Source organism: Paenibacillus glycanilyticus (assembly GCF_030161375.1).
GTDB classification, from domain to species: domain Bacteria; phylum Bacillota; class Bacilli; order Paenibacillales; family Paenibacillaceae; genus Pristimantibacillus; species Pristimantibacillus glycanilyticus_B.
The window spans coordinates 26,449-38,149 of record NZ_BSSQ01000022.1; the positions used below are offsets into that span (position 1 = coordinate 26,449).

At 49.9% G+C, this 11,701-nt stretch carries 13 protein-coding genes; 10 read left to right on the plus strand and 3 right to left on the minus strand.

The genetic code is table 11. The features are described from left to right. Positions 1 to 20: 20 nt before the first annotated feature. The 4 genes from QQK89_RS26030 (at position 21) to spoVT (ending at position 3,341) form a co-directional block, all read left to right on the plus strand. The gene (locus QQK89_RS26030; RefSeq protein ID WP_284241662.1) at positions 21 to 1,121 is read left to right on the plus strand and encodes a peptidylprolyl isomerase; all 1,101 of its coding nucleotides are present in this window, start codon (positions 21 to 23) and stop codon (positions 1,119 to 1,121) included. A 123-nt stretch (positions 1,122 to 1,244) separates the two neighbouring features. Next, a complete protein-coding gene (locus QQK89_RS26035) occupies positions 1,245 to 2,117 on the plus strand; it encodes an SPFH domain-containing protein (protein ID WP_284241663.1) in 873 nt (290 codons plus the stop codon). Positions 2,118 to 2,129: 12 nt separating this feature from the next. Then, on the plus strand, positions 2,130 to 2,309 hold the full coding sequence (locus QQK89_RS26040) for a hypothetical protein (RefSeq protein WP_284241665.1): 180 nt from the start codon (positions 2,130 to 2,132) through the stop codon (positions 2,307 to 2,309). A 492-nt stretch (positions 2,310 to 2,801) separates the two neighbouring features. Beyond that, positions 2,802 to 3,341 carry a stage V sporulation protein T gene (gene spoVT / locus QQK89_RS26045; protein ID WP_284241667.1) on the plus strand — a complete coding sequence of 180 codons (540 nt, stop codon included), beginning with the start codon at positions 2,802 to 2,804 and terminating at the stop codon, positions 3,339 to 3,341. Positions 3,342 to 3,411: 70 nt separating this feature from the next. On the opposite strand, the gene QQK89_RS26050 is transcribed toward spoVT, so the two are convergent. After that, positions 3,412 to 4,260: an AraC family transcriptional regulator gene (locus QQK89_RS26050; RefSeq protein ID WP_284241668.1), complete on the minus strand. Its 849-nt coding sequence runs from the start codon at positions 4,258 to 4,260 to the stop codon at positions 3,412 to 3,414. A 177-nt stretch (positions 4,261 to 4,437) separates the two neighbouring features. Here QQK89_RS26050 and QQK89_RS26055 point away from each other — a divergent pair, with 177 nt between their 5' ends. Further along, positions 4,438 to 5,736 (plus strand): alpha-glucosidase/alpha-galactosidase, encoded by a 1,299-nt coding sequence (locus tag QQK89_RS26055; protein WP_284241669.1) that lies wholly within the window; start codon positions 4,438 to 4,440, stop codon positions 5,734 to 5,736. A 470-nt stretch (positions 5,737 to 6,206) separates the two neighbouring features. Here QQK89_RS26055 and QQK89_RS26060 read toward each other — a convergent pair whose 3' ends face one another. Further along, entirely contained in the window at positions 6,207 to 6,830 is a 624-nt protein-coding gene (locus QQK89_RS26060; RefSeq protein ID WP_284241670.1) for a GyrI-like domain-containing protein, read from the minus strand. A 22-nt stretch (positions 6,831 to 6,852) separates the two neighbouring features. Next, a complete protein-coding gene (locus QQK89_RS26065) occupies positions 6,853 to 7,992 on the minus strand; it encodes a glycerate kinase (protein WP_284241671.1) in 1,140 nt (379 codons plus the stop codon). 135 nt (positions 7,993 to 8,127) lie between these two features. Between QQK89_RS26065 and mazG the strand changes: the two genes are divergently transcribed. From mazG to QQK89_RS26090, 5 genes are all read left to right on the plus strand, one after another. After that, positions 8,128 to 9,606, plus strand: coding sequence for a nucleoside triphosphate pyrophosphohydrolase (gene mazG / locus QQK89_RS26070; RefSeq protein ID WP_284241672.1), 1,479 nt, complete (start codon positions 8,128 to 8,130; stop codon positions 9,604 to 9,606). Positions 9,607 to 9,808: 202 nt separating this feature from the next. Then, positions 9,809 to 10,081 (plus strand): HU family DNA-binding protein, encoded by a 273-nt coding sequence (locus tag QQK89_RS26075; RefSeq protein WP_091190548.1) that lies wholly within the window; start codon positions 9,809 to 9,811, stop codon positions 10,079 to 10,081. 4 nt (positions 10,082 to 10,085) lie between these two features. Further along, the gene (locus tag QQK89_RS26080; protein ID WP_284241674.1) at positions 10,086 to 10,364 is read left to right on the plus strand and encodes an RNA-binding S4 domain-containing protein; all 279 of its coding nucleotides are present in this window, start codon (positions 10,086 to 10,088) and stop codon (positions 10,362 to 10,364) included. Between the two features lie 61 nt (positions 10,365 to 10,425). Continuing rightward, positions 10,426 to 11,163, plus strand: a complete 738-nt coding sequence (locus QQK89_RS26085) for a hypothetical protein (protein ID WP_284241676.1) — start codon at positions 10,426 to 10,428, stop codon at positions 11,161 to 11,163. Between the two features lie 154 nt (positions 11,164 to 11,317). Then, positions 11,318 to 11,701, plus strand: a 384-nt coding sequence (locus tag QQK89_RS26090; protein WP_284241678.1) for a DUF817 family protein, incomplete at its 3' end; no start/stop codon positions are given.

The window sequence follows — 11,701 nt, forward strand, 5'->3', positions numbered from 1 at the left end:
AATTTGAAAGGGGATTCAGCATGTTGCACACAACACGCAAATCGACATGGCGCAGAAGCGCGCTGCTTGTTATCGCGGCAGTGCTTGTCATGACGATTATGGCGGCTTGCGGTAATAATAAGGATAAAGAAGAGGGTTCCTCCGGCCTCACGTTCAAAGGAGCAGGCGAGGGTACGGTTGTTGCCACATACAAAGACGGCACGGTAACAGAACCGGAATTCAACAAATATCTCGATATCTTCAACATTATGCAGCCAGGCTATGAGCAAGTGATTGCAATCCCGCAATTCAAGGAGCAGCTGCTGCAGCAATTCGTATCCTATAAGATCCTGTCCGCGCAAGCGACAGAAGCTACGCTGAAAAAAGCCGGCGACGAAACGGACGAGCAGATGAAGAGCTTTGAAGACACGCTCAAAACAAATGCCGACGTGAAGAAAACGCTGGATGACAAAAAAGTATCGACGGACGACGTAAAAACTTACCTCAACCTGATGCTGGTTGTGGTTGAGCATATGAATTCGAAAGTTACAGACGACGAGATGAAAGCCGAATACGAGAAAAACGTCGGCAACTATAACCCTGTAACGGTTCGTCACATTCTTGTGGCAACAACAGATCCTGCAGATTCGACGAAAACACTCCGCACGAAAGAGGAAGCTCTTGCCCGCGCGAAAGAAGTGAAAGCGAAACTTGACGCAGGCGGCGACTGGACAGCTCTTGCGAAAGAGTACTCCGACGATACCGGCTCGAAAGATAGCGGCGGCGAATACAAAGACGCGAAAGCAAGCGACTGGGTAGAAGGCTTCAAAAACGCGGCTCTGACGCAACCACTCAATAAAATCGGCGATCCGGTTGAAACCGAATACGGCTACCATGTCATCGAGGTTGAGAAGCGCGACCAAGCCACGTATGACAAAATTACGGACGAGCAGAAGCAAGAAGTTCAAAGCGTTGTAGCATACAACCATATGAACACGTTTATGACGGACGAAATGCCGAAGCAAGACGTAAAGATTACATTGCCAGAGGCATCGCCTGAAGCATCCGCTTCGCCAGGCGCATCGGAGTCGCCAGCGGCATCCGAATCCCCTGCTGCAAGCGAGTCGCCAGCAGCGAAATAACTTATAAAAAGGCTGTCCCACGGTCATCGATGATGATTGGCGGGACAGCCTTTTTTTGGACTTTCTTGTTTTTGTAAAAAGTGATATCATTATTATATCAAAACAATATAAGGGGTGCTTTTCATGAAGGAATATAAAGCTTGGCACGTGAACGGATTCCTTGCCCTGCTGGCCGCGATCATTTCCTTTGCCGGCGGTATTGCGTTTATCGTGTATGGTTCCGATCAGATGGATCCGAATATTTATCTTATTGCCCTCGGTATATTGCTTGAACTAATCTTTGTGGTGGCCGTATCTTCCCTAACAATCGTTCAGCCGAATGAGGCGAAGGTAATTACGTTTTTTGGTACGTATGTCGGCACCGTCCGTGACAGCGGACTATGGATCGTTGTGCCTTTTACGAACAAGAAGAAGGTATCGATGAAGGTACGCAACTTCAACAGCCAGACGCTGAAAGTCAATGATGCGGAGGGTAATCCGGTTGAGATTGGCGCCGTCGTGGTGTTCAAGGTAACCGAAACGGCCAAAGCCTCCTTTGATGTCGACAACTATGAACGGTTTGTTGAGATTCAGAGCGAGACGGCGGTTCGTCATATTGCAGCACAGTACCCTTACGATACGTTTTCCGATACTGACGTGCAGTCGCTTCGCGGCAATGCCGATGAGGTAGCGGCGGAGATGATGAAGGAGCTGCAAGAACGGCTCTCGGTAGCGGGGGTTGAAGTACTGGAGACGCGCCTGACGCATCTGGCGTATGCTCCGGAGATTGCGAGCGCCATGCTTCAACGCCAGCAGGCAACCGCGATTGTATCGGCACGCCAGCGCATTGTTGAGGGGGCTGTAGGCATGGTGGATTCCGCGCTTAAGCAGCTGGCTGAGAACGGAATCGAGCTGGATGAAGAGCGCCGCGCGGCAATGGTCAACAACCTGATGGTCGCGATTGTATCCGACCGCGGAGCAACGCCGGTTATTAATACGGGCACGCTGTACTCCTAAGGGGACAGTCCAATGGGGAAAGAGAAAAAAGCTTTTGCGCTCCGGCTTGATCCAGACTTGCACCGTGCCATTGAACAGTGGGCGAATGATGAATTCCGCAGTGTAAACGGACATATCGAGTTTTTGCTCAGAGATGCGCTGAGCAAAGTGGGCAGACTTCCTAAACCGTCCGCCAAAAATCCCGATCAATAACGCTTTAGAGCCGTCATTTTGTCCTTAAGGGGAGGAAATGGCGGTTTTTTATTGGAGTTGAATTTTTTCACGTGGAACAATTAGTGGGGTTAATTATTAAAAAGAAGGAAATGAAGCAAGGTTTTTGGCATAGAAGGGAATGCTTTAAATGGTGATTTACGGCTTGTCTGAACTTATCCTTTCGAGTTGGCCTGGCTTCAGCAGGAACCGCATGATGCGGCGGAGGGCAGTGCATAAGAAATTGGGAGCCGATGAATACTATGGTCATATTCACAAACAAAAGAATTCGTTATCGAACGCGCTAAGGTATATGAGCAGCTGACATGAACGTGAGAACCATACGGCAGCTTGGACAAGCGCTCCGCTAGCTGAATTAATCTCTTTTCCGCGAGAACGCTTTATTCCTTATGAAGTAAGCGACAATCGCTTGTTTATGAAGACAAAAAAGTATCCAGTGACTTAAAATCCTCTAGGAAAGTGGGGCAACAAGAAATGAAAGCAACTGGAATTGTACGTCGCATCGATGATCTCGGGCGTGTGGTGATTCCGAAGGAGATCCGCCGTACTTTACGTATTCGTGAAGGTGATCCGCTCGAAATATTTGTTGACCGCGACGGTGAAGTGATACTAAAGAAATATTCTCCAATTGGCGAACTTGGCGATTTTGCCAAAGAGTATGCCGAGTCGTTATTTGAAAGCACAAACCATGTAACTCTTATTACCGACCGCGATACGGTTATTGCCGTAGCGGGGGCTTCGAAGAAAGAACTGCTGGAGAAGCAGATCGGATCGATTCTGGAAAGCTGCATGGATAACCGCAAAACGGCGGAGGGCGCTTCCGGCACATACGAGATTGTCAAGGATTTGCACGACACATACACCGCTTATGTTGCAGCGCCTATCGTTGCGGGAGGAGACCCGATCGGCACGGTTGTACTGCTGAGCAAGGATGAAGCGGTCAAAATGACGCAAATGGAAACGAAGATGGTTGAAACCGCGGCAGGTTTCCTTGCGAAACAAATGGAACAATAACCAGAGCATACGAAAGGCTTGGCTTCCCGCAGGTGGTCGCAATCGCGATCAAGCGGAAAACCAAGCCTTTTTATAGTTGGTTCATATGGTCCCTGGAAGCACGGGGAGAGCTGCCGATAACTTTTTTGAACATTTTCGAGAATAGGAAAGGGTCCGTGTAACCGACGGAGCGGGCGATATCGCCAATCGTAAGTTCCTTGTGCTGTAACAGCTCCACTGCCCGGTTCATTCGAAAGCGAAGCAGAAAGGCCTGGAGGGATACGCCAAACTGCGCTTTGAATAAGCCCGACAGGTAAGTACGGTCGAGTCCGACAAATTTGGCAATGTCCTGTATGGAGATTGGAAGGCTGTAACTGTTCTCGATAAAAGCAACGGCCTTATTGATATACGTCTCTCTGGTGTTAGCCGCATAAGACGGTGGAGCCGGCTGTTTGCTGCAGGCGACTAGCTCGGCCATATATCGGTACAATAGGCTTTGGCTGTAGACGTCTCCGCTGTTTGGATAAGCATCATGGGCTTGGTGGAATTGCTCGTAGCAATTCTCAAAAAAAGCATTTTGTTCCGCCGCTTCGAATATGGGGCTCGAATCGTTTAAGCCGGCGCGTTGCAACAGCGTTTTGGCATGAAGGCCTTTCAAGCCAATCCAGGAGTACGTCCAAGGATCGGCCTCATCCGCTTTGTAATACACCAATGCACCGGGACTGATCAAAAAACCTTGCCCGGCCCGCAGATCATAACTAGCCTCTCCTGACCGGAATTGTCCGGTACCGCTATGAACGTAATGAAGAATATAAATATCCCTCAGACCGGGACCCCAATAATGGCCGGGATCGCAATCCTGCTTGCCGTAGAATAACAAGCTTAAATCCATGTATCGTTCCGTAACGGGACTTGGAAGATGGAATTCGAATATAGGCATTGTGCAGGTCCTCCATAGAAATGGTCAAACAGCATGTACTCTTATTATAAAGCCGGCTCGTCATAAGGAAATGGGATTATGACAAATAAATATGAGGCTTTGCCATGTTCGCTTATCCGCTTCGGTTATATAGTGAAGGTGTTGATTCCTTTACGATAACAGGAGGCGGAAATAAAGATGTCTAAGATTACTTTTCTAGGTGCGGGCAGTACCGTATTCGCCAAAAATGTACTAGGTGACGTCATGTTAACGGAGCCTCTTCAAGGCTTCGAACTGGCTTTGTTCGATATTGATGCAGGCAGACTGCGCGACTCCGAGCAGCTTCTTCTGAATATGAAACAATCGCTTGGCAGCAACTGCGAAGTGAAAGCTTATTCGGACCGCAAAGAAGCGCTGCGCGGCGCGAAATACGTGATCAACGCCATTCAGGTAGGCGGTTATGATCCTTGTACGATTACCGATTTCGAGATTCCGAAAAAATACGGCCTTCGCCAAACGATTGCCGATACGGTAGGCATTGGCGGTATTTTCCGCAATCTGCGTACGATTCCGGTTATGCTCGATTTCGCTCGCGATATGCGCGAGGTGTGTCCGGACGCGTTGTTCCTGAACTACACGAACCCGATGGCCGTATTGACGAACGTGATGTCGACGGCGGGTGGCATTAAGACCGTAGGTTTGTGCCATAGCGTACAAGTATGCGTATCGGATCTGTTCAAAAATCTCGGAATGGACTCTACGGGCGTCGAATCTAAGATTGCGGGCATTAACCATATGGCATGGCTGCTTGAAGTGAAAAAGGATGGCGTGGATCTGTATCCGGAAATCAAACGCCGTGCGGCAGAGAAGCAAAAGGAAAAGCATCATGACATGGTACGCCTCGAAATGATGCTGAAATTCGGCTATTACATTACGGAATCCTCCGAGCATAATGCCGAATACCATCCGTACTTCATCAAGCGCAACTATCCAGAGCTGATTGAGCGCTTCAATATTCCGCTCGACGAGTACCCGCGCCGTTGTATCGAGCAAATCAAAGGCTGGAACAGCATGCGCGATTCGCTGCTTGCTAACAGCAACATTGAACATAAACGGAGTCATGAATACGCTTCCCACATTATGGAGGCTATTGAAACCGGCAAAGCGTTCAAAATCGGCGGCAATGTCATGAACACTGGCCTGATTACGAACCTTCCGAAGGAAGCATGCGTAGAGGTGCCGTGTCTGGTCGACCGTTCGGGCATTAACCCGACTTATATCGGCGATCTGCCGCCGCAACTGGCTGCTCTTAACCGTACGAACATTAACACGCAGCTCCTCACGATCGAAGCTGCGCTGACGCAAAAGAAAGAACATATTTATCATGCGGCTATGCTGGATCCTCATACTTCGGCTGAGCTGTCGATGGATGATATTGTGGCTTTGTGCGATGATTTGATCGAGGCTCATGGCGGTTGGTTGCCTGCATTTAATTAATCGATGGTGGGCGGGGGCAGGAACTGTACTTTCTTCCAGTTGCTGTTGTGGCCCCGAATTTTGAATTTACTCGTATTACGAGTATTCGGGGACCACAAAGGCAAGCGCTGCGCTCTTCCAGTAAGTACAGTTCCTTTACCCTATCTATCGATTACGCGATCAAAAAATCGCCGAGAGCCGGCGATTTGGAGACCGTAAATGGCTGCCCGCTAACTGGGCAGCCATTTTTGTTGGTGGCCATAGACAAGAGGCTACCTTCCATATAGATAGGCTGCCCGGTTTAGTGGGCAGCCTATTTCGATTTTATAGCAATGGATTGAGGGGAGGAATTGTATCTCTGGAGGAGTGAACACGCTTGCCTTTGCCCTCATAAAGCCTCGTTACACGAGCTTGTTCAAGTTTTATGAGGGCAACAGCAACCGGAAGAGATACAATTCTGTACCGAGATCGCCATGCGGCTCGGGAAAGAACTAAACGTTCCTCACTTTAAATCTAAGGGCGGTTTTTAGTTTGTCCGGCTGCGTTTTGCGGACGTCGGAGATGTAGATTTCTTTGTGCAGCTTGGAGACACGGATAAGGCCATGTTCTTCGCAGTATTGCTCCATCCTCGCAAAGCTTGCCGGTTCATCGTCGTAGGGGCCATGATGCATCATTTGCACGCACATGCCTTCTTCAATCGTTTCGAACCGGACTTTGCTAAGGAGCGGGTGAGGTTTCTTTTGGCTAACCGTCTCGATAACTTCTTGCGCAAACGCCTCGGTTACAAATTCAGGCTGTCTGATCATCAGGGTATACACCAGTTTGTCTTTATCCAGAACGGCAGCGCCTCTTGCTTCTTCCTCCAGGTCCCACACGCCTTCTAACGGAAATACGGTATATTCGTAGTAACCCTCCGGCGTTACTCCTTTTTTGGGCATCATTCGAATCGCATAGGACAAGGAGTAGAGCACGCCAACCGCTTCTTCGAATGCGGCATGATTAGGGTTTCCTGAACCGTGTAGAGTGAAATAGTTCATAGCAGGCACATCAATTACGGTAGGGGCATTTTTGGGCATGTAAAGCGTTTTGTCGTTCTTTTTCCACTCGTATTTCAATGCTTGTGGCCTCCATATTAGGTTATTGCGCGGCTTTTCGCCCAGCGAGGAAGGTGCGGACCACTTGTTCGGCCGTCTGCTCAAGCAGGTCCGAAGCTTGTTCAATGGCTTCCTGCAAGGAAATCGTCGACTGCATAATGCTATGTACGCTGCAAATCCCTTCTGCATACAACGCTTCAATGCCCGGGCCGACCGAGCCGGCTAGAGCGATTGTCGGGACGCCATGCTGCGAGGCTAGCTGTGCGACGCCCATTGGCGCTTTGCCGGAAGCGGTTTGGTGATCGATGCGTCCTTCGCCGGTAAGAACCAAATCTGCCCCTGTTAAATGCTCCTTCATGCGGACATGCTCCAATACGACATCGATTCCACGGCTTATGGAAGCAGGAAAAAAGGCGAGATATGCACCGCATAACCCTCCCGCCGCTCCGGCGCCCGGACGGTCGTGAAGCCTTGTGCCCGTTCGAGCTTCAATTAAATCTGCCCATGAGGCCATGCCGACCTCCATTTGTTCGATCATCTCGGGTGAGGCGCCTTTTTGCTGGCTGAAAATACGTGAAGCGCCTTGTTCTCCAACAAAAGGGTTTTGTACGTCCGTTGCAATGACGAAGGAGGACTCGGCTACGCGCGTATCCCAATAGCTATCGTCGATCGCAACGATTTCCGCCAGGTGGCCGCCGCCAGGCAGAACGGACCGGCCGTCCCGGTTAAGCAGCCGCATGCCAAGCGCCTGCAGCATGCCTGTTCCGCCGTCATTGGTGGCACTGCCGCCAACGGTGAGCAGAAACCGCCGGCATCCCTGATCGAGGGCATGGCGGATCAGTTCGCCCGTACCGTATGTCGTAGCGAGCGCCGGATTGCGCTCTCCCTCCGTGAGCAGACAGAGGCCGGACGCTTCAGCCATCTCGATAACGGCCGTGTGGCGGACCAATCCGTAAGAAGCCTCAACCGGCTTCCCGAGCGGGCCGGTTACGCTTAAGGTTATGCGCTCTCCGCCTGCGGCAGCGAGCAGGCTGTCGAGCGTCCCTTCACCGCCGTCGGCGATGGGCAGCTGGATGATATCCGCATCCGGCAGGCATCGCCGCACGCCTGCTGCAATAGCTTCCGCCGCGGAGGCTGCGGATAAGCTGCCTTTGAAGGAATCGGGCGCAATTACGATTTTCATGAACAGCCAGCTCCTTCCCTTAGTCCTTTTATTATACCTGATTCAATTGATGCAATCGCAGCCATTATTAATACCGATGCAAGAAATGGTATACTACGTGTAGAATCTGCATGCGCAGGGAGGAGCAATACGAAGATGGCACAAACGATAACGGTAGTAGGCCTTGGATCGGGCGATCCTGATCAGTTAACGCTAGGCGTGTGGCGGCGGCTGCAAGCCGCTGAAGCCATTTATGTCCGCACGGAGCAGCATCCGGTGATGTCGCTGCTGCGGGAGCATCAGCTTGCTTATACGTCATTTGACACCGTATATGAACAACATGACACCTTTCCGGAGGTTTATGATACAATAGCGGATACGCTTGTCCGCAAAGCGCAGGACGCGTCGGCGCCTATTTTGTATGCCGTGCCTGGGCATCCGATGGTAGCGGAGCGGACGGTGCAGCTATTGCGCGATCGGTGCCAGACTGCCGGGATACCGCTTGAAATTATCGGCGGCGAAAGCTTCCTGGATCAAGCTTTTATCCGGCTTGGCATTGACCCGATTGAAGGTTTTGCGCTGCTGGACGCTGCCGAATTGAAGGCGGCGCATGTGCAACCGCGCGTACATACGATTATTGGACAGGTGTATGATGCTTATACCGCCTCCGACGTGAAGCTGGCGCTCATGGAGCGTTATCCCGATGATTATGAGGTTGTTGTCGGGCATGCGCTTGGCGTTACGGGTGAAGAGCAGATTGTTAAGGTTCTGCTCTACGAGCTGGACCGTACACCTGGCTTTGGCAACTTGTCGCTCATTTGGGTGCCAAGAACAGAGGAGGATGCCGTCCTTAACCGTACCTTTGACCGCCTGCATGAGATCGTCGCTATTTTGCGCAGTCCTGAGGGCTGTCCGTGGGACCGCGAACAAACGCATCAGTCGATCCGCAAAAACTTTATCGAAGAGATGTACGAAGCGCTTGAAGCGCTGGATAACGATGATCCCGATCATATGCGCGAAGAGTTCGGCGATGTCATTTTGCAAGTTATGCTGCATAGCCAGATGGAAGAGGAGACGGGAGCCTTTTCGGTCTATGACGTTATCGAGACTTTGAATGAAAAGCTGATTTTCCGCCATCCGCATGTGTTTGGTGACCGCAGTGCGGGTGATGCGACGGAAGCGCTTGGCAATTGGGAGCAGATGAAAGCGGAAGAGAAGAAGCGCAAAGGCGAAGCGGACGCGCGCAAGTCTCAGCTCGACGGCATTCCGAAGGATTTGCCTGCGCTTATGAAAGCCTACCAGTTGCAGAAAAAGGCAGCCAAAGTCGGCTTCGATTGGGATGAACTTGGCCCAGTGCTAAGCAAAATCGAAGAGGAACTGAAGGAGCTGCGCGAGGCGATAGATTCGAAAGATTCCGAGGAGCAGGCTGGGGAGCTGGGAGATTTGCTGTTTGCGGTCGTGAACGCTTCTCGCTTTATCCATGCGGATCCGGAGGAGGCGCTCTCTCGCACCAACGCAAAATTTAAAAGCCGATTCTCTTATATTGAAGATCAGCTTCGTATAAACGGCAAAACTTTTGACCAAACTGATTTAATAGAAATGGATCGTTGGTGGGAAGAAGCGAAGCGACAATAGAGATGCTGATTCGTCATTAACCGCATCATTTCTGCATGTTTCGGTAAAATTTTTTCTTTATGCAGCAGGATTTTTCTGAAGTTAAGCAGAATAAGTATCTTCATGTTTGTGTTTATGCTTAAAATTACCAAACTATCGGAGCGTTGAACGAAAAACGCTGACCGAACAAAACAGGCGAATTGAATTTAGGAGGATATTAATAATGAACAAAACAGATCTGATCAACAACATTGCAACAAAAAGCGGCTTGACTAAACGTGACGTAGAAGCGGTACTTAACGGCTTCCTCGGCGAAGTTACTGACGCGCTTGCTACTGGAGACAAAGTACAACTGATCGGCTTCGGTACTTTCGAAACTCGTAAACGTTCCGGCCGCGTAGGTCGCAACCCGCAAACGGGCAAAGAAATCTCCATCCCAGAATCCAAAGTTCCTGCATTCAAAGCAGGCAACAAACTGAAAGACGCAATCAAGTAATAACATGCGTCTGGATAAATTCCTCAAAGTGTCCCGGTTGATCAAGCGCCGTACGGTAGCGAAGGATGTATCCGAGCAAGGACGGGTCTGGATCAACGGCCGTGAGGCTAAAGCAAGCAGCACGGTAAAACCAGGGGATGAGCTTACGATCCAATACGGTCAGAAGACCGTAACCGTTCGTGTCGAACGGATTGCGGAGACGACTCGTAAGGATGAAGCCGGTGAGCTTTACACTTTGGTCAAGGAAGAACAACGCCCGCGCGAGGATAACCTCGGCTGGTAGAACAGCAAGAGCTGCCACTTTCGCGTGGCAGCTCTTTTTTTATGTCAGGAGGCCTTTATCCATGATTCCAGCAATGACCGATTTGCCCGAGCTCCGTTCCGCCAAAGGAGGCGTATTAGGGCTAACCTTCTCTTTGTTTATAAAAAATGCCGGCATGTTGCTGCTCCTAACGGCGATTACAGTCGTGCCGGTAGAGCTTGTGCTCTGCTATGGCTTTAATGAGCTGTCTATTGATAGCGTCCTAAGAGACACGATTGTATCTCTACTTTTTCTATCTTTGCTGACTCCGGTTGTCGTCCAGTACCTAATCGAGAGATTACGCGGAGGCAAAGGCAGCATAGCCGGCGCTTACCGATGGGGGCTTCGCAAGTGGCCGCGGATCATCATGTATACGTTTCTCCAGAGCGTGATTGTTTCGGCGGGGTTCCTGCTCTTGATTGTACCCGGCTTGTTTATGTACGTGAGACTGCTTCTGCTGCCTGCCGTGGTCTCGATTGAGAATACATCCGTGATGAATCCGCTCGAGAGCAGCCGTACGATGGCCCAAGGACGGTTTTGGGCTATTATCGGGCTTGGGCTTGTCACCAATCTCTTCACCCTCTTATTAGGTTTGGTTGCGGATAAATTACTAAATCAGCTGGATCTGATCAACGGATTTACGGTTACGCTCTACTATTTATTCATAGATTGGATATCTGTGCTTGGAACTATTTTATCGCTGGTTCTCTATCTCCAAATTCGAACGGAACAAAAGAGAGAGGCTGTCCAGCCGGTTGAAGAAGCAACTCTACATGCATAGAACGCTGGTATGAAAGGGCATTTCTCTATTAGAGAAATGCCTTTTCTAATATAAACAACAAATAGATCAATGATATCATTAATTATTTATTGTAAAACAATAAACACTGTGGTACCTTAAGGGTGATTTTGAAGATGGAAAGGAGGGCATGCCAATGGAATTGCAGACTTTATTGAACACGGTATGGTACCGTCGAATCCGGCAGCTCTTTGAATTTGGCTATCAGCAGGCGATGTCCTGTATATTCCCGGTTATGATATTTGCTTCATTGGCTGTTACCAAGGTCGTATCCATTCCTTACTTTCACCGCTATGATCTATTGCTGCTCATTTGTCTCGCCGCGCAAGTCGGTATGGTGGCCTTTAAGCTGGAAACGATAGACGAGTTAAAAGTCATTTGCATGTTCCATATTATCGGACTCATGCTGGAGCTGTTCAAGGTGCATATGGGATCCTGGTCATATCCGGGAGAAGGCTGGTCGAAGCTGTTTGGGGTGCCGCTATACCAGCTAATAGCTTGTCAACTTTACCAGCAAAAC

Bases quoted from the DNA above. Each gene is read 5' to 3' on its own strand.
- QQK89_RS26075 (WP_091190548.1), top strand. From the start codon at position 9,809: ATGAACAAAACAGATCTGATCAACAACATTGCAACAAAAAGCGGCTTG.
- QQK89_RS26080 (WP_284241674.1), top strand. From the start codon at position 10,086: ATGCGTCTGGATAAATTCCTCAAAGTGTCCCGGTTGATCAAGCGCCGT.
- QQK89_RS26065 (WP_284241671.1), bottom strand. From the start codon at position 7,992: ATGAAAATCGTAATTGCGCCCGATTCCTTCAAAGGCAGCTTATCCGCA.
- mazG (WP_284241672.1), top strand. From the start codon at position 8,128: ATGGCACAAACGATAACGGTAGTAGGCCTTGGATCGGGCGATCCTGAT.
- QQK89_RS26050 (WP_284241668.1), bottom strand. From the start codon at position 4,260: ATGCCTATATTCGAATTCCATCTTCCAAGTCCCGTTACGGAACGATAC.
- QQK89_RS26055 (WP_284241669.1), top strand. From the start codon at position 4,438: ATGTCTAAGATTACTTTTCTAGGTGCGGGCAGTACCGTATTCGCCAAA.
- QQK89_RS26085 (WP_284241676.1), top strand. From the start codon at position 10,426: ATGATTCCAGCAATGACCGATTTGCCCGAGCTCCGTTCCGCCAAAGGA.
- QQK89_RS26030 (WP_284241662.1), top strand. From the start codon at position 21: ATGTTGCACACAACACGCAAATCGACATGGCGCAGAAGCGCGCTGCTT.
- spoVT (WP_284241667.1), top strand. From the start codon at position 2,802: ATGAAAGCAACTGGAATTGTACGTCGCATCGATGATCTCGGGCGTGTG.
- QQK89_RS26035 (WP_284241663.1), top strand. From the start codon at position 1,245: ATGAAGGAATATAAAGCTTGGCACGTGAACGGATTCCTTGCCCTGCTG.
- QQK89_RS26040 (WP_284241665.1), top strand. From the start codon at position 2,130: ATGGGGAAAGAGAAAAAAGCTTTTGCGCTCCGGCTTGATCCAGACTTG.